Origin of the sequence: secondary endosymbiont of Heteropsylla cubana, assembly GCF_000287355.1 — a bacterium.
Lineage (GTDB): Bacteria > Pseudomonadota > Gammaproteobacteria > Enterobacterales > Enterobacteriaceae.
This window is the reverse complement of the sequence record NC_018420.1, coordinates 513,588-534,114: the sequence shown is the minus strand read 5'-3', so window position 1 is coordinate 534,114 and position 20,527 is coordinate 513,588. Positions and strand designations below refer to the sequence as shown.

General features: G+C 28.7%; 7 protein-coding genes, 2 tRNA genes and 1 rRNA gene. 2 read left to right on the top strand and 8 right to left on the bottom strand.

Features of this window, described 5'->3' with window-relative positions:
- Positions 1 to 29 precede the first annotated feature (29 nt).
- Both lptE and leuS read right to left on the bottom strand, forming a co-directional pair.
- Positions 30 to 563, bottom strand: a complete 534-nt coding sequence (lptE, locus tag A35E_RS01295) for an LPS assembly lipoprotein LptE (protein ID WP_014888873.1) — start codon at positions 561 to 563, stop codon at positions 30 to 32.
- A gap of 19 nt (positions 564 to 582) precedes the next feature.
- Positions 583 to 3,174, bottom strand: coding sequence for a leucine--tRNA ligase (gene leuS / locus A35E_RS01290; protein ID WP_014888872.1), 2,592 nt, complete (start codon positions 3,172 to 3,174; stop codon positions 583 to 585).
- A 1,624-nt stretch (positions 3,175 to 4,798) separates the two neighbouring features.
- On the opposite strand from leuS, the gene pssA reads away from it, so the two are divergent.
- Positions 4,799 to 6,154: a CDP-diacylglycerol--serine O-phosphatidyltransferase gene (gene pssA / locus A35E_RS01285; RefSeq protein ID WP_014888871.1), complete on the top strand. Its 1,356-nt coding sequence runs from the start codon at positions 4,799 to 4,801 to the stop codon at positions 6,152 to 6,154.
- Between the two features lie 725 nt (positions 6,155 to 6,879).
- Here pssA and fbaA read toward each other — a convergent pair.
- The 4 genes from fbaA to A35E_RS01265 form a co-directional block, all read right to left on the bottom strand.
- The gene (fbaA, locus tag A35E_RS01280) at positions 6,880 to 7,956 is read right to left on the bottom strand and encodes a class II fructose-bisphosphate aldolase (protein ID WP_014888870.1); all 1,077 of its coding nucleotides are present in this window, start codon (positions 7,954 to 7,956) and stop codon (positions 6,880 to 6,882) included.
- Between the two features lie 103 nt (positions 7,957 to 8,059).
- Complete coding sequence (locus A35E_RS01275; protein WP_014888869.1) at positions 8,060 to 9,226, bottom strand: phosphoglycerate kinase; 1,167 nt, start codon at positions 9,224 to 9,226, stop codon at positions 8,060 to 8,062.
- Positions 9,227 to 11,526: 2,300 nt separating this feature from the next.
- Positions 11,527 to 11,599 (bottom strand) — tRNA-Ile (locus A35E_RS01270).
- A 608-nt stretch (positions 11,600 to 12,207) separates the two neighbouring features.
- Positions 12,208 to 12,474 carry a 2Fe-2S iron-sulfur cluster-binding protein gene (locus tag A35E_RS01265; protein WP_014888868.1) on the bottom strand — a complete coding sequence of 89 codons (267 nt, stop codon included), beginning with the start codon at positions 12,472 to 12,474 and terminating at the stop codon, positions 12,208 to 12,210.
- A 2,252-nt stretch (positions 12,475 to 14,726) separates the two neighbouring features.
- Here A35E_RS01265 and A35E_RS01260 point away from each other — a divergent pair.
- Positions 14,727 to 16,031, top strand: coding sequence for an NAD(P)/FAD-dependent oxidoreductase (locus A35E_RS01260; RefSeq protein ID WP_014888867.1), 1,305 nt, complete (start codon positions 14,727 to 14,729; stop codon positions 16,029 to 16,031).
- 205 nt (positions 16,032 to 16,236) lie between these two features.
- On the opposite strand, the gene A35E_RS01255 is transcribed toward A35E_RS01260, so the two are convergent.
- Both A35E_RS01255 and A35E_RS01250 read right to left on the bottom strand, forming a co-directional pair.
- A tRNA-Glu gene (locus A35E_RS01255) sits at positions 16,237 to 16,308 on the bottom strand.
- Positions 16,309 to 16,395: 87 nt separating this feature from the next.
- Positions 16,396 to 17,942, bottom strand: a 16S ribosomal RNA gene (locus A35E_RS01250).
- Positions 17,943 to 20,527 lie beyond the last annotated feature (2,585 nt).

Genomic DNA, 20,527 nt, shown 5'->3' with positions numbered 1-20,527 from the left:
CATCAAAATTTACTTTTATTTTAATTTTTTTATTTGAAACCATTCTTTAGTGAATCCCTTTTTAAAAAATAAACACTTAGAACCTTCTTTACCAACTTATAACCAGCTTGGTTATACATCTCCTGACGAATAATATCAACTTCAACACTTTTTGCCATTCCGACCAGTGGATTATAAAAAAAAGAACGATAAACATCAACATTGACAGGGTACCAATCTTGTCCTGATATAGAAAAATCTGCTTGTACAGTGAGCTTGATCTGATATTCAGCAGTTTTACCGTTTTGAAATATCGACCTATTAATTTGCTGTTCTAATACATTGATAATACGAAGGGATGAAACTTTGTTATTTTTAATTTCTCTATCATCTATTAAAGTCATATCATGTAAACGAAGTTCTGAACACACTACCCTAGTTAATGGTCCATGTGGATCATAACTATTTAATATTATATATTTTATTTCTGCAGGAAGATAAGTTGCATTACCATATACGTGATAACCGCAACCTAGTGTAAAAAACATTGCTACTATGATTAAGATTATTGTATAGGATCGCACTACAAGTTTTCCTTAACCTTTAGTCTAGCACTAAATTCAATAGCTTTCCTGGAATATAAATCATCTTACGCACCGTAGAACCTTCAAGATGCTTTTCTACGAAAGATTCCCGAAAAGCATGTCTACGAATTAAAGCTTCATCTGCATCTTTAGGCACAATAATCTTACCACGTAATTTTCCATTAATCTGAACTATTACCACATTATGCTCTTCTACTATAGCTGCCTTGTCTGCAACCGGCCATGACGCATGATCAATATTTCCCTCACCTCCTAACACATTCCAGAGTATAAAACAAATATGCGGGGTAAAAGGATAAAGTAACCGCACAATAACCAACATTGCCTCATGAAGAAGAGCTAAATTTTGCGCTCCCTTTGAAGGAAAGCGAACCAACTGATTCATGAGTTCCATAATAGAAGCTATAGCAGTATTAAACATCCGACGACGACCGATATCCTCGGTAACTTTAACTATAGTTTTATGTATATCTCGACGTAACGATTTTTGTTCATAGTTCAGAGAAATAATATCCAATAACTGAAAGGGTCCTTTTCGATGATGATCGTAAACAAACCTCCAAATACGTTTTAGAAAACGATTCACTCCTTCTATCCCAGATTCTTGCCATTCGAGATTAAGTTCTGGAGAAGCAGCAAACATTATAAACAAGCGCACGGTATCAGCACCATATTTCTTTACCATATCTTGTGGATCAATACCATTATTTTTAGATTTCGACATTTTACTTATACCGGCATATACCAAGGCATTTCCCTTGGAGTCGATTGCTTTTATAATTTTTCCTTTCTTATCGCGTTCCACACGTACATCTGATGGTGAGATCCATACTCGCTCACCTTGATCAGTTAAATCATAGAAAGTATCGGCAAGCACCATACCCTGACACAATAAACGCTGAGCTGGTTCGCTGGACGTAACCAGACCTTGATCGCGTAAAAGTTTATGATAAAAACGAAAATACATGAGATGCAAAATGGCATGTTCAACTCCACCAATATACTGGTCCACCGGTAACCAATAATTAGCAGCTTCTGGATCTAGCATTCCGAAATTATAATCTGGGCACGTATAACGCGCGTAATACCAAGAAGATTCCATAAAAGTGTCAAAAGTATCTGTTTCACGAAATGCAATTTCACCGTTATCACTAGTTTTTATCCACTCTAAGTCATTGTTCAATGGATTAGAAATTCCATCTATCACTACATCTTCTGGCAAAATAACCGGCAATTGATCATCGGGTATCGGTTTCACGGTACCATCGATCAAAGTAATCATTGGAATAGGAGCACCCCAATAACGTTGACGAGATATACACCAATCGCGTAAACGATAATATGTTTTTTTTTCACCAACACCGCATGATGATAAAACATCGATAACGGCGTTAAAAGCCTCTTGAAAATCAAGGCCATCAAATATACCTGAATTAAATAAAATTCCTTTTTTAGTCATTGCTCGCAGACTAAGATCTGGTTCACTCCCATCATCGTTACGGATCACTGCTTTAACTGGCAAGTTATATTTTCTTGCAAATTCAAAATCACATTGATTATGTCCAGGAACTCCCATTACCGCATAGGAGAAGTCATCTTTTACCATATAGTTAGACATCCAGATAGGAAGGATTGCATTTGTTAGTGGATGCAATGCATATAATCCAGTAGCCATCCCTTGTTTTTTTAAATTGTTTTTTTGCATATCTTCGATATTGGTAAAATTGCTAAGAGAAGATTTCTGAATAAAGTTTTTAAGAGCTATATTGTCAGTCGCCGCCTGCAACGAAAGCGTATGCGATAGTGGGATTGCAAGATAGGTTATACCCATTAACGTATCCGGACGTGTAGTATAAAGAGTTAACTTTTCTTTTCTATCTAGAAGTTGAAAGGTTATTTCCGCACCTTCGGTATAACCGATCCAATTACGTTGCATGGTTTTTACTTTTTCAGGCCAATCTTCTAATGTATCTAGATCGGATAAAAGTTGATCTGCATAAGCAGTGATCTTCACAAACCACTGAGGTATTTCTTTTTTATCAACCTTAGTATCACATCGCCAACAAAAACCGTTAATTACCTGCTCGTTAGCAAGAACTGTATTATCCTGCGGACACCAATTAACCAAAGAGGTTTTTTTATAAACTAATCCTTTATTATACAAGCATGTAAAAAACCACTGTTCCCAACGATAATACTCTGGACGACAAGTTGTAATTTCACGACTCCAATCAAAAGAAAAACCTAGGCGCTTTAACTGTTTTTTCATATAGTCAATATTACTATATGTCCAACATGCTGGAGCAATTTTATTTTTTATTGCCGCTCCTTCAGCTGGTAGGCCAAACGCATCCCAACCGATAGGTTGTAAAACATTTTTTCCTAACATTCGCTGATGGCGTGCTATCACATCACCAATAGTATAATTACGCACATGACCCATATGTAACCGACCAGAAGGATAAGGAAGCATGGAAAGGCAGTAATATTTTTCCTTGTCACGCTCTTCAGTAACCTTGAAAGTATCTTGTCTATCCCAATGTTGTTGGACTTTCAATTCTATTTCTTCAGGGGAATAAGTTTCTTGCATGATAAAGATTAATCCTTAAATAAAATGCATTAACGCTTCTATAAGTTACGAACAAAGCATAAAGTTAATATCTTATTTTTTAATTAAAATAGCTGATAAGTTATTATTGACAATAACAAATGCTCTTTTCTTAAAGAAGAAGGTATTTTTTTCTATATTGTCAAGTATCAAACATAGAAAATTCCTCTATAACAAGAGATAGATTTTCGTAAGCAAATTAAGTTGAACAGATTTTTAGAATTCTTGTAAATTAAAATATATCTAATTATTAGCTATTAAAAAGTTTATGTAAATAATTTTACTTATTATTATTTATGATTGAGATTTTAATTTTTAAAAAAATTTTTACCATCCTAAAATCAATTTATGAAACATTATAAGCGTCTATAATAAAAACAATATTTTCTTGACCTTTATTTTTGATTCAAACAAATCAATTATATAAGTTCAAGATAAGTTAGTATAAAAAATTTTATCTATCGCACTATTTAGATCTATATTTCACTAACATCACAATATCATTATATGGTATGATATTTTATGTTTTTATTTGTTTTTGATATAAGTAAAAATTAATTATGTTAAAAAGTCGGAAAGAATTCTTTAAAGAAAAATCTCGGATTTTCTTATAAAGAATAAGACTGACGACAATATTTTGTTAAGAATAAAAAAAACAATTAAGATGATCGAAACAATGTTTTTATGTATTTTGACCATGGTTTATGCTATGTCGATAAGATGTTTACTAGATAAAATAAGTACATTATAAATAAATATAGTCGTTGAGATATAACTTTACTATTGTTAATTTAAGAGCTCTTAACTGGATCAATAAAGGATTTTTTAAAAGAAATGTATAAATTTTTATAAACAATTTAGTCATCTAAAAACTTGAATAAGATTGATAAGATTTTTTGTTTTATAAAAAATTACATAAAATGTGATAACATCTTTTATGAAAAATTTTGTCCCTAAAAAAACTATATACTTGACAATAATAATATAATACATGCGATTTTTTTATATAAACCACGAAATAATACAATTAACACTAAAAAAATTTTCTACTTACTTATATAACAAGTCAGGTATTATGTTTTATCTATCCTAATTTATAATACTTATAACAATAATTAATACAATTAATAAATAATTAAAAATATCATTATTTCCTTAAATACGTTAATAATCTAGTTATCTGCTACTACAATAAAACCATTTAAAATCAGATTATTGACTACAATAATAACTACCTAAAATAAAATCGATTATAACAGATGTTAATTAAAAGAATTATTGTTTGATCTTTTTATAGTTAAAAACTAGATTTATTATCTCATTTAAATAATTGATACTAAGAAACTTTTAAAAGAACTTAATAAAATTAGGTTGTTGAAATGCATAAAGATCCAATTTTTATAATTAAAACAGTTCAAATATGTATAATTTTGAATAACTAGATTATCAAAACAATAAACAAATAAAACTTTAAACTAACATGTAATGTTATAAGTGAAAAATTAACTAAAGTCAATATCAATAATGTTGTTATAGTTTTATACTATAAATGCTTTTCAAACAAAGTCATTATAATTTTTATTGATAAGAGAATAATTTTACTATAATGTTATTACCTTTAAACTACAATAATCACCAAAAATATTTAACACAATTACCAAAGATCCCTCAAACAATTACTGATATTAAAACACTTTATACTCCTCGAGATTTTTATCTTTCAATGATAAAATCAATTGCTGATGCTCAACAACGAATTTATCTAGTTGCCTTGTATGTTGAACAAGATCAAGGTGGTCAGCGAATCCTTGAAGCTCTGTATACTGCTAAACGTAACGTTCCCTCACTAGATATAGTTGTTTTAGTTGATTGGCATCGGGCACAACGCGGACGTATTGGAGTTATTTCTGATCACACTAACGCTAAATGGTACCGACAAATGGCACAAATGCATTCGGATGTAGACCTACCAATTTTTGGTGTACCAGTCAACACTCGCGAAGCACTTGGAGTATTACATTTAAAAGGGTTTATTATCGACAATACGGTAATTTATACAGGGGCGAGCTTAAACGATGTTTATCTGCATCAAAAAAACAATTATCGATACGATCGATACCACTTCATCTATAATCCACTTTTAGCAGAAACACTGCTAACTTATATTAAACAAAAATTGCTTAGCGCACAGGCAGTTACCTGTCTAAATAATTTTTCTTGTTCAAAAATTCTTAAGATAAAAAACAATGCCCGTTTACTTCGACAAGCTCTACGTAATTCCTATTATCATCATCAAGGTAAAGCAACTCAAAACGAGCTGAGTGTTACTCCTTTAGTTGGATTAGGAAAAAAAAACCCACTTAATCAAACAATACATCATCTACTAAATTCCACTTGCGATACATTAATACTATGCACTCCTTATTTTAATTTACCTAGATTATTAGTTCGTGATTTAATCAAATTACTTCGTCTTGGTAAAAAAATAGAAATTATCGTTGGGGATAAAACTGCTAATGACTTTTATATCCCCACAGATCAACCATTTAAGATTATCGGTTCACTCCCTTATTTTTATGAAATAAATTTACGTAATTTTCTTTATCGTCTCCAACAATATATAGACAATGGACAAATGATAATTCGTCTTTGGAAAAATGAAAGAAACAGTTACCATGTAAAAGGGATTTGGATAGACGAAAAGTGGCAATTACTTACCGGAAATAATTTTAATCCACGTTCCTGGCGACTTGATTTAGAAAATGCATTACTTATCCATGATCCTAATCAGGATTTGCTCTTACAGCGTGAGCAAGAACTGAAACATATCCGAACTTACACCAAGGTAATTCAACATTTTACCGAACTTGAAAAAATAGCTGATTATCCAGTTAAAGTACGTAAACTTATTCGTCGATTACGAAGAATTCGTGTCGACCGTCTAATTAATCATCTTCTCTAAATCACGATCAATATTTTAATTTAATATAAAGAACATAATTTATTCTTAATATTATATAGCCAATACCGTAAAGAATTAACTTATATCTATATAAATAGATATATTATAAACTATAAATAATTATTTAAATAAAGTTTTTTTTATTAAAAAAATCTGAAAATTTAATATTTACAATACTAGCTTTATTTTTAAGTCAAAAAATTGATAAAATAAAAAAAATAATTTATTAGTTTTTATAAGAGATCACTTATTAAAAATTCAACAATCAAAGTATATCGTAGATACATAAAAATACTTTAATAGCATTTTTAGATTTCGTATTACTACACATATCATTATCAACTAAGTTTTTCTGATCAATATCAATATTGATTCTTATCTTTAGTTTTTAATAACATTTATTTTCATCTGGAGAAATAGATAAAAAACTTTTAAAAATAAAATAATGCCACTAATCTACACTAAGCTATTATTATTTTTTATAAAACATATATTGTAGTTCTATTTATTAATAATACATAAATTACAATTTTTATTATTTATATTAAAATAATATATTTATTTAATAAATCAATAAAATAATTTATTAAAACTGATAGTTTTCTAGAATTAAGCTTCTTCGAAAAGAAGCATACTTATTATGTATAATTTAAAAAATATTTTCTCAAGAAATTTGAATTCGTCTATATGCATACCGAATTCATGCTTTATGAACACACTCAGAATTATAGTAAATTAACAGCATTTAATGTTTTAAAAACTTGCTCTAGCGAAGTTATTGTGGAAATTTGCGCAGCTCGAATCCAAGCCCGTGGATCATAAAATTGCTTGTTAGGTTTATTAGCACCTTCAGGATTTCCTATTTGTGCCTGCATATAACTTTCATTCATTTTATAGTATTCCATTATACCTTTCCAAGTTGCCCATTGAATATCAGTATCAATATTCATCTTAATCACTCCACACTTAATAGCCTCTTGAATATCTTTTAAACTAGAACCGGATCCTCCGTGAAAAACTAAATTTAAAGGTTTTTCTTGTAAATTAAACTTTTTTGCAACATATTTTTGCGAATTATCTAAAATTGTTGGAATTAATTCTACATTACCCTTTTTATAAACACCATGGACGTTGCCAAACGCAGCAGCAATAATAAAATTAGAACTAATAAGACTTAATTTTTCATAAGCATAAGCAACATCCTCAGGTTTCGTATAAAGAGTTGATTTATCTAGGTAGCTATTATCTACCCCATCTTCCTCACCTCCTGTGCAGCCTAATTCAACTTCTAGAGTCATTCCCAATTTAACCATGCGCGTTAAATATTTTACACTTATTTCAATGTTCTGTTCTAGTGGTTCTTCAGATAAATCAATCATGTGGGATGAAAATAATGTTGTTCCTGTCCTGGCATAGTGTTTCTCTCCAGCATCCAAGAGTCCATCTATCCAAGATAAATTTTTTTTAACACAATGGTCTGTATGGAGAATAACAGAGGCATTATAATATTTAGCCATATGATGTACATGCAACGCACCTGATATTCCACCTAAAACAGCTGCAGTCTGATTCGTGGACTTTATACCTTTCCCAGCAATAAAATTAGCACCACCATTGGAAAATTGGATGATTATGGGTGAACGTACCTTAGCAGCCACTTCCAGTGCACTGTTGATAGAATCAGTCCCTATACAGTTAACAGCAGGAAGAGCAAAATTATTTTGTCTTGCAATTTTAAAGACTTTCTGAACGTCATCACCAGTGATTACCCCTGGCTTTAAGAAATCTAAAATTTTAGACATGTTACTTTTCTCCTCTGGAATCAATCATAGAAAAATGATCTTTCATTAAACTTCATACCCCTCTTAATGGTCGTAATAACAACAAATATCATTCATATATTTGTCAAAATAAATTTCTACGATTTTCTAACATCATCACTGTAGGAAGTTTCTTTCCTTCTACGAATTCGAGAAAAGCGCCACCACCTGTGGAAATATAACTAATGCGATCTGCAATACCAAATAGATCAATAGCCGCCAGAGTATCCCCGCCCCCAGCAATAGAAAATGCCGTACTATCAGCAATAGTTCGAGCTATAATTTCAGTTCCTCTTCGAAAATTAGGAAATTCGAACACACCTATTGGACCGTTCCATAAAATTGTTTTAGCGTTTTTTAAAATTGTTACTAACTGAGTAATAGAATTATTCCCTAAATCTAAAATATAATCATTATCTTGAATTTCGCTAATAGATTTTAAAGTTGAAGAAGCATTTTCAGAAAATTCATTAGCTACCCACACATCAGTCGGTAGAGGAATTGCACTATTATCTAATAAGCGTTTAGCTTCTGGTATTAGATTTATTTCATATAGTGATTTACCGACATTACATCCATTTGCGGCAAGAAAAGTATTAGCAATTCCTCCACCGACAATGATATAATCAGCAACCTTTGCAATCGAGTTTAAAACACTTAGCTTAGTAGATATTTTTGAACCACCTACGATAGCTACCATCGGTCTAGCTGGTTTATTTAAAACTTTTCTTAATGAATGTAATTCGCGATATAATAGCGGGCCAGCACAAGCAATAGGTGAAAATTTAGCCAATAGGTGGGTAGATGCTTGAGCACGATGTGCACTACCAAATGCATCCATTACAAACACGTCGCATAATGCAGCATACTTTCTTGCTAAAGTTTTATCATTTTTCTTTTCACCTTTATTAAAACGAACATTTTCTAGAACAACTAACTCACCTGCAGCAATATCGACACCATCAAGATAATCTTTAAAAAAAACAACTGGAATAGAAAGATTTTTTTTAAGATAATCTACTACTGGTTCTAATGAAAATTCAGGATTATATTTTCCTTCTATTGGACGACCAAGATGCGAGGTTACCATCACACGTCCTCCCTTTTGTAAGGCAGATTCGATAGTAGGCAGGGAGGCGCGTATCCTCCAGTCAGACATAATTTTTCCATTTTTGATCGGCACATTTAGATCCGAACGAATAAAGACACGTTTATCAACCAAGTCTAAATCCATCATCTTAATAATATCCATGATAATACCTCTTATTTTAAGCTTTTCACATTGAGAGTTCGAAGAAGAAAAAGATTTTCATGAAGAATGAATCAATATTTTATATATATCGTTTTATAAAAAACCTATGCCTATTTTTTTATATTACTAGATAAGATTAAAATTATACATTATGTTATTTAACAGTAACTATATTTATTGGTTTTCAAAAAAATATAAAAAAACTAATTACTTATAAAAGGATGTTAGATCAATTTTTTTTATTTTATCTAGCCATTCTTCTTTTCTTTTGTCGATTTTAAATATAGCATAATGTTATTAAATATATAAAAATAATTAAACCAATCAGTCCTCAATCTTATTGATTTCTTTAGAGTCAAGATTTTTGGCTTTCTAATATGATTAATAAAATTATTTACTTTAAATTCTTATGTTTTATTTGTTGTATTGTATATTTAATGTAACTAAAATTGATTGATACAATATAAATAAGTTTGTTCAACTAGAACATAACAGTTCTATCACTAGTAAAAAATGATCACAATAGATAATGTTGTTGTATTAGACTTAATTATTTTACCTTAATAAAATTTTAACTCTAACTATATTATTAATACATAGATAATTATAATGTTTTATTTAGAAATTTGATTACTCATTTATCATTAACGCATCTTATATGTATTAAGAAGCATTATTAAGTTTTTTATTAAAAAACCCACTTTAAAAGTTATTTTAACAATAAATAATACGTCATCTCCACAACACGCATCATCGAGAATCAACAAACTAAAACAAAACTTACCATATGATCTGCTTTTCTAGATACAACGACACATCCTCCCAATTTTTATTGCTCTCTCACATGTTTTTAATTTTTTTTATAACCACACAATTCATATCACTACAATTAAAATTATTTTGGTCAAAAAAACTATTTTTTTTAAAAAACAATTTAAATAAACTTATCAGATTATTTTTATTTTTAAATAAGATTAAATTATATAAAACTTAAATTAAACTCTTTTTCGTTGGTTTCTAATTGGAATATCACTAAATACTTAAATGAGTTAAAAACTAGATTACGTATTAGTTAGTTTTTGTTAAAAAAAATACATATTTATTGATTATAAGATGTTTTAAAAATCTTTTAAATTCAAAAAACAATATTACATTAAGGTTATTTATCCTATTTAAACTTTTATCGTTTATAAAAAAGTATTTTTTTAAAATATTCTTATAAAAAAACTAATTATTTAAATGTTAAGTTAATAACAATTAACATTTATTTAAGTTATTTTGACTAGATAAGCATTTTTGTATTTTTTTTAGATACTTTTAAAAAAAATAAAAGTAATAAAATCGATTAAGTCTAATAAAATATCTCTTTTAAGTAGACAATGAATTTTAACAAAAAAAAATAAATTTTTTTAAAATAAAAAAGATAAACGAAAATGACGTCACTGGATAAGGCACTAGTATTAAGGAAGAATAAAATTTGTTGAATGTGTGGGATGTTTTTATTTATTAATGTACAACTCAGTTAGTTTATTTTAAATAAAATCTGACCTAGTTTTAATTAAAGTACTTTTAGCAAGAAACAAATAAATAATTCTGTAAGCGTTTAAGTTGTTAGTATATAATTGCAATATTTAAAATCTATATTTCAAAAAAAAATACATAAAACTATTTTTTTTGAAAATAAAAAATAAAAAACGTTCGTAAAATATAATTAAATTATTAATTTAATTTTTTATAAAGAGATAGATATAAATAAAATGTAATAAGTTAAAATGACTATTTTAATTTAAATCATATAAAACGATATCATCGTAATAGTTTGTCAATAGAACTTATAAAATATTTAAATATTTTATTTAAAAAATATTTAATGAAATCAGTTTTTAAACTGCTTGTCAGTCACATTTTTGAAAAAAATAAAGAAATTATAATACTTGAAGTTGATTATTTTATTGTAGTGAAGAATTATATTTTCTTTCTCACTATTTTTTAAATGAAAATAACTTCAGTTTGTGAAGTAAAAAAAATTACTTAACTTTTATTGTTCATTAATAAAATACTATTATATATTTAAAATATATACTAATAAGTTATTATCTCATATTGAGTTCTTTAAATAAGTTCTCAAAAAAAATAAATTAATAAATAGTTTATACATAACATACTAGTATGAAACCAATATTACTAAAATTTTAATAAGTAGATTTGACCATCTTTCTTAATAAACGCTATAAGCTATAAAATCATTTTTTTAGTCTCTTTTAGATACATTTTCAATCAATTTATTTTTTTTAATATGCTGGCCCCTGCTGGACTTGAACCAGCGACCAAACGATTATGAGTCGCTTGCTCTAACCACTGAGCTAAGGGGCCAATTGAAATAAATTTTAACTCAAATTATTATTTAAATCTATAAAGATTTTCTTTCATTTTTTTTAAAATTAAGTGAAGAAAGTTGTTCTAAATTGTATTTATATCATATGAATTTAACTAAATTAAAAATTTATTCTAATTTTAATTACATTATTTTATAGATATCGTTTTTTTTGCACAATGTAATTTTGCGCATTTACATTTTCTTCCTTATTTTATTAAAACTTTTTTAATTTAATTAGTTGATTCATTAAATTTATAATATCACTATAAGCATTTTCTGATATTAAAGATCTTTTCTGTTATGCTTTAAAATAAATTTTTAAAATTTTTTTTATTGAACGCAACTTTTAACTATTGTAACAAATTATAAAATTTAATAAAATTAATATTAATTTTTTATAAAAAATTACATTGTGTAATATACAGCATTAAATATATATAAAAAACATTTTACATTTACTGATGGAAAATTATGAGATATAAAATCTAATGTAATTATTAAAGATAATTAAAAATGTTTCTTACAAAGCATATATTCGTTGTATTAATTGATGTTCTTAATAAAATCTTACCGTTTTGAATTAAACTCCAAACGTATCCTCTAGTTATTCTAATTGCACATTACCACATGGAATAGAAGTACACGTCAAGATCGATGCAGGAGCAATAACAGTGATTTTCCCTGTTAACGATACTGCACTTCCGGATAATATTTTAACTTTACAGGTAGCACAAAATCCAGAACGACAAGAGTAAGGAATACAAATACCTTCCATCTCAAACTGTTCTAAAAAAACATCTTTTTGATTTCCGGTAAAAATATAACCTCGATATTCAATACTAATTGGTATATTAACGCACTGTAATATCATTTATAATAAACTAGATTTAGTGATAGGGGTTAATAGAGCTATTCTTTCTGAGTCGAAGTATTGATTGTCAAGTATATGTTGAACTCTTATGTTTAAATATAGAAATAAATTTAATAAAAAATATTTTTATAAACACTAATAATAAAAGTCAATTTGTATTTTTACAAAATTATGCTCCTCTTAGCTAAAAAATTTTAACTAACAATACAAAGCAACTTGCATATTAACTAACCTGATAATAACCTTAAAATTAAATAAACAACAAAATTATTTTTAAGGTATACGTTTTTATTAAAAATAACAGCATTAATAATATTAACAATATTACACAATTAAAATAAAACTAAATAATAAAATATAAATAAAAATTTTGTAATATCAAGTTAAAAAAAATATCTTAACCATTATTCAATAATAATATCTAAAAACAACGCTAGTTATACTTCAGTAAGAAATTATCTTTTAGTTTTCTCAAATAACATGCTATATTTCTAGGTAAAAGACTGAATTTATTTACAAAGCTCTATTAATTTTTGAGAAAAATCATCACCGTCATAAAAACATAATTTTTATTTTTGATTAAAAATTTTTAATTACAACAATTAAATAACTTAAATTATTTCTTGTATTTCATATCTTAATAAAAATCTTATATACTGTTTTTTCATTTGAAATTTAATAATAAAATATTTTTTTATATTCATGATAAATTTACTTGGTCGAATAACCTGATCACGTCAATAATATTGATTATATAAATATAAATAGAACTATATCTAGTAACTATCACAAACATATTAGAAACTTAATATAATATTTAAATCAACATAAATTATTAATCTATAATGAATTTAGTTAAAATAACCACCCGATTTTTATTAACCTTAGTTAACTGTCATTACAAACTATCAAATCTGCAGATCAATAGTATATCTTAAGAAATAATTTAAAAAAAAGATTTAATACATTAATATATAGACTATATTATAAATCCTATTTTTCAACTAAAATAAACGATCTGCTAATTCAATGCTCTGTTTTATTTAAAATATTTTTTCTTAAGTTTTAAATTTCATCATGCATTTGAATATTCGACTTGTTCTTAATTAGACTAACATCACGAATAAAATTAATGTTTTATATACATTAATAACAAGTTAATACGGCATTTTATTATCAAATGACACATGGTATTAGTTATATGTAATTTCAAAAATAAGATATAAATAGAATATATATATTTTTGTTAAAACATTAACTCTTTATAATCAATATATAATTTTATATTATAAAAATTTAAGTACACTATATTTGCTTAATATAAAATCTAATTTTGTAGAATTTAATCGTTAATTATTTAAGATTAAATCTTAGAAATTTAAAATTTTAAATTTCTAATAATAAATCATTAATCTTAATTTTTTATAAAATTATTATTTTTATAATATCTGATTTCTTTTTAGAAGTTCTTATTTATATTTCGTAAAATTTTTAAAAAAAAATAAAAACATTGCAATAACAGGGAGTAATTGATTACTCCTGTATAATTTTTTAACAATTTTAACAACATAACAAGTCTTTTATTTCTTCATCTTAAGCAAACTACATTAATCGTCACTACTTAATTCATATAGATTTTATCTACAATATTTAACTTCATTTTTAATCAAAAAGAAATAATTTAAATAAGAATAATTCTTCTTAATTTTTCTCAATATTACATCTCTTGTCATTAATAACCTAAAACGTAAATATTTTTTTAAAACTTTAAAATATAATTTTATTAAAAATTGCTTTAAAGCATATTAGTTTCACTTAATTTTTTATACATATAAAATATGTAAATTTTTTGAATTAATTCCTTATTATTAAAATTAATGCTAAAAAATTAGTTTCTATAATTAATTATAGCCCGTTTAAAAATTTTAGACGAGTCTATAACTAATAAAAACTTTATTTATATAAATACACAATTAATTAAACAGTATTATCGGGAATATTACACCAGATTAAAAGCTAAGCTTTTAATCATTTAATTTAGGATTACATAAATTAATATTTATAAAATTTTTTAAAAATTTTTACAATCATTTTAATGTAAAGCTTATAATATAAGTTATAATTACCATTTAACTAGTATAGTTTATGATTTTATACTCTTACATAAGAGACATTACTATATAAACCTATTATAGGTGACAATATATTGTTTTTTTTAAAAACCAGAGAATTTAAAAAGCAAGGGGGGTATTTTGACAAAATCACTCAAAAATATTGTTATTATTGGTGGTGGTGCAGGTGGTTTAGAATTAGCAACTAATTTAGGAAATCGTCTTAAACGACGACATAAAGCAATAGTAACATTGGTGGATTGCAACCATAATCACTTATGGAAACCTTGCCTGCATCAACTAGCCTCCGGTACATTAGATGAAGCAACAGAATCTATTAGCTATATGGCTCACGCTCAAAATCATAATTTTCAATTTAAAATTGGTTATATGAAGGATGTGAATCGTAAAACTAAACAAGTCTTCTTGAAGGAAGTTCTTGACGAAAAAGGTAGAATATTAATACCAGCTCGACATCTAGATTATGATATCTTAGTGCTTGCAGTGGGCAGTCTATCAAACGATTTCGGTACAAATGGTGTTAAAGAACATTGCGTTTCTCTCGACTCTCACCATAAAGCAAAACAATTTCGTAAAGAAATGTTAAATTTATTTTTAAAATTTTCTACTCAACCTATTGATACAAAAGAAATAAATGTTGCTATTGTTGGAGGCGGAGCGACAGGTGTTGAATTATCTGCTGAACTACATAACATGGTCAAGCAATTACGTAATTATGGGTTCAAAACGCTTAGAGATCAGGTGTTAAAAGTCACATTAATTGAAGCAGGAACCCATATTTTACCAACCTTACCCTTAAAAGTTTCTTCAAGTGTGCATAAAAAACTAACAACACTAGGAATAAAAATATTAATAAATACAACAGTTATGAACGTAACGTCTAATGGTTTATATACTAAAAATGGTGAATATATTCAATCTGACTTGATGGTATGGTCTGCAGGTATTAAAGTCTCAAATTGTATGAAAAACATAGCTGGTTTAGAAACAAATTCTATCAATCAGTGTTTAGTTAGTTCAACGTTACAAACTACGCGCGACTCAGCTATTTTTGCTATTGGCGATTGCGCTTCATGTACACTTCCAACTGGAAGAACGGTTCCACCTCGAGCTCAAGCTGCACATCAGATGGCTACTTGCACTTATAAGAACATTTTGTCTCTTTTGTATAAAAAACCTTTAAAATCTTATAAATACTATGATCATGGTTCTATTATATCATTATCACGCTTTGGAACAATTGGAAGTCTGAGTATAAATCGTAAACTTAATCCTTTAATTATAAAAGGATATATTGCTTATTTTATTTATATTTTTATTTCTCGTATGCATCAAATTGCACTACATGGATATATTAAAACTGCTATTATTGTATTAGTTGATAAAATAAATCGGATTGTTCGACCACGAATTAAATTTCAATAAAAAAAGTAACGGTGCAAGTTAAAAAGTAGTTATCTTGCACCGAACAATTATAAAAATAAAAATTCCTCTTTCTTTAAAGAAAGATAAAATAATATTAATGTAATATTTTTTTTCTAAAATAATTCCACTGGATTATTTGTTTTTATATATTAGGTGTATTTATAATAAATAATTTTATTAAATTTATAATATTTTAAAAAGATAGTGTCCCCTAGGGGGCTCGAACCCCTGTTACCGCCGTGAAAGGGCGATGTCCTTACCACTAGACGAAGGGGACAAAAAGGCATAATTGATGCCAGTAATATTAAATATCTAATTTTGTTAAATAATTTGTGTGGACACGTCATCAGACACATCATATCAATAAGGAGGTGATCCAACCGCAGGTTCCCCTACGGTTACCTTGTTACGACTTCACCCCAGTCATGAACCACAAAGTGGTAAGCGCCCTCCCAAACGGGTTAAGCAACTCACTTCTTTTGCAACCCACTCCCATGGTGTGACGGGCGGTGTGTACAAGGCCCGGGAACGTATTCACCGTGGCATTCTGATCCACGATTACTAGCGATTCCGACTTCATGGAGTCGAGTTGCAGACTCCAATCCGGACTACGATGTACTTTGTGAGATCCGCTAACTCTCGCAAGGTCGCTTCCCTTTGTATACACCATTGTAGCACGTGTGTAGCCCTACTCGTAAGGGCCATGATGACTTGACGTCATCCCCACCTTCCTCCGGTTTATCACCGGCAGTCTCCTTTGAGTTCCCGACCGAATCGCTGGCAAAAAAGGATAAGGGTTGCGCTCGTTGCGGGACTTAACCCAACATTTCACAACACGAGCTGACGACAGCCATGCAGCACCTGTCTCAGAGTTCCCGAAGGCACAAAGACATCTCTGTCAATTTCTCTGGATGTCAAGAGTAGGTAAGGTTCTTCGCGTTGCATCGAATTAAACCACATGCTCCACCGCTTGTGCGGGCCCCCGTCAATTCATTTGAGTTTTAACCTTGCGGTCGTACTCCCCAGGCGGTCGATTTAACGCGTTAGCTTCGAAAGCCACAACTCAAGATTACGACCTTCAAATCGACATCGTTTACGGCGTGGACTACCAGGGTATCTAATCCTGTTTGCTCCCCACGCTTTCGTACCTGAGCGTCAGTTTTCGTCCAGGGGGCCGCCTTCGCCACCGGTATTCTTCCAGATCTCTACGCATTTCACCGCTACACCTGGAATTCTACCCCCCTCTACGAGACTCTAGCTTATCAGTTTCAAATGCAGTTCCTAGGTTAAGCCTAGGGATTTCACATCTGACTTAAAAAACCGCCTACGTACGCTTTACGCCCAGTAATTCCGATTAACGCTTGCACCCTCCGTATTACCGCGGCTGCTGGCACGGAGTTAGCCGGTGCTTCTTTTTCAGGTAACGTCAACCAACACTACTATTAACAGTGCTGTTTTCTTTCCTGCTGAAAGTGCTTTACAACCCGAAGGCCTTCTTCACACACGCGACATGGCTGCATCAGGGTTTCCCCCATTGTGCAATATTCCCCACTGCTGCCTCCCGTAGGAGTCTGGACCGTGTCTCAGTTCCAGTGTGGCTGGTCATCCTCTCAGACCAGCTAGGGATTGTTGCCTAGGTAAGCCATTACCTTACCTACTAGCTAATCCCATCTGGGTTCATCTAATGGCGCGAGGCCTGTAGGGGTCCCCCACTTTGGTCTTTCGACATTATGCGGTATTAGCTACCGTTTCCAGTAGTTGTCCCCCTCCATTAGGTAGATCCCCAGACATTACTCACCCGTTCGCCGCTTGCCGCCAATTCTATTATATAGAACTTCGTTGCCGCTCGACTTGCATGTGTTAAGCCTATCGCTAGCGTTCAATCTGAGCCATGATCAAACTCTTCAATTTAAGTTGGTTTTTTGTCAAAACTAAAAATTTTAGTTACAAATATTTAGTTTTTTATTAAATTTTTTAATGTTTGATAGTGTCTTCTGAGTGCCCACACAAATTATTTAACAAATTATTAAAGAGCATACTTGATATTTCTGTATTGTTTCGACTTCTTTTTTAATAATACTTTTTTCTTTTATAAAGTCAAGCTTTTTTTTATTTTTTAAATTATGATTTTTTATTAAAATTTATATTACAGATTATTTTTGCTAAATTTTATAAGAATTAGAATTATATCAATTTTATCGCTATTAGCAAGAATTTAATAAAAATCTTTCATTAATGAAAGATTCATCCCTAAATTTAGATAAAATAATCCAATATAGATGTCTAATAAGTATATATATTATCACTATAACCTTAAAAATAATCTTGAATGCTGATTTATGTAACACATTAAAAAATCTATAAGTATAATTATAAACTGATATTCATATCTAAACAATTTATCGTTAACTGAAAACTATCATATACCACAAAAGATCTTAATTAGTTAGGCTTTTTGAGGCAAAATTTTAAATAACTAATAGCGCCGCTTTATAACCTTAAAATACATACTTAATATTGATGCTGCTAGAAAGTCCCGGATGGATAAAAATAAAGTTGCTTCATCATAATGAATATAACCATTTAGTAAATTAACTAGTAAGTGCGAGGCGTGAATTAAATAGCATTCATCTAAATCATGGATTACTATTAACAATGTTAAGTGATGTATAGCACCAACCTTATCAAAAAAATTTTACTATATCGATATATATAAATCAGGATTAAGCGCGAATAAAAACTCATTAAGTATATTGTTAGTAAACCAATTAATACGTTAGCCCGAGGCACATCCGTTGCCTAACAGAATCACAGAAGAAAAGAAATTAAAAATAGATACTAGATCCAACTTGCTTCGCAATCTCCTTTATATTAAGAATATTAAACAGATATAAGTCTTCAACTAAAGCGTAAGCTAAACCTAATATTTTCCCTTCTCCTTAGATAAGGAGAAAAATTTTTCTCTCGGAAAAAAATATAGAAACAAGAGAGCTTTCCGAAGCAAGGTTCTTATGGATAATATTGCTCAAACACAATATATCTCCACATCGGTATAACAACCTATACCTAAATTGAATAGCGTATTTTTACCGGAACCAATCAAGTCAAGTTATACCCACTTTTATTCAAAATAAATCTGAAGATTAAACTGAGTAGATCGACGCAATATATAACTTGATTTTATAAAAAAGTATTATTATTTTTAATCTAAATTTTCACAAAAAAGTACAAATAAACAAAAAAATAACAAAATTATAGTGATTACAGTAACATCTTCACTAGGATAGGTTTCGTTTTTCTAGAAAAGATCAAGTAAAAAAAACATGAAAATCCTCGAAAAAAACACTATGGACAAAAATTTATTACTACTATTAGGAGAGATATAGGAAAAACTTAAAACTAGTTCCATTAAATAGCGCAACACGCATCATTTCACTAATACTTAAACACTATTCAGACCATTTATATTAAACGCAAAACATCATTGAACATAAAATTGAATTAAATCTAAGATCAAGCTCTCTGATAGGTCACGTACACAGGGACAATGCCATTAATACATTAATCAAAAAATACAAATAATACGGAAAACGATGATCTAAGATGGTTTAATCCTAAAAAAACCAATTGTTAACACGATAAATGATATTGCTAAAATTAGCATGACATTCATAATTGAGACCTGAGTTCTTCTACACCCATAAAATGTAATCATAATTCTCGATCACTCTACCAACGTATATCAGTAATCAATGAAGACAAAAACTAAAATATGTCAAGATAAATAATAATGTAAATACCGCATTTTATAATGTAGTTACTTAATAAGTACTCCTCTAAATAGGCATTAAAACCACCAATAAAACAGCCAACAATGGTTGTAATAAAAAAGAAAAAAGGTAATATTATTATAGAATATTGCTTGTTCTTTTACAAAATATCTTCTTGGAAGAATACCAATACATTACAATCTGAATGCCGAACAGGAAACAAGCCAACTTATCGTTGATTTAATACCACTAACTCACAAACAAGAGACTACTGGAACTTTTAAAATAAAATTGCTTCAATCATACCAAAATCATAACTAAAATTTTAATAAATATTAAGTTTTATAGTAGTAGCTTGTATCCTTCTTCCCAGTTTTAATCTTATAGTAAAACTCAAAAATAACAAATTATAAAAAATTAATACAGATACTAAAAACAACTAACGACCTAAACAAAGGCATATAATTAGAACAAAAAAAAACTATTGCGACCATCCACAATTATGATCCTAATTTTTTATTACTCTATTAAGATGCTCTCATTTTCTTATATAAAGTAATCTCGTTACTAATATCAGATAAAAAAACAATATAAAAAAACTCCACCTTATTCATAACTTAAAAAAATTGCGCTCTAAGTATATTACTCTAAAATTGACATAATAATCCTTTCTGGTCAAAAATACTTATCAAAATTAAATACATCGATTTAAGCCAGATAGAATCA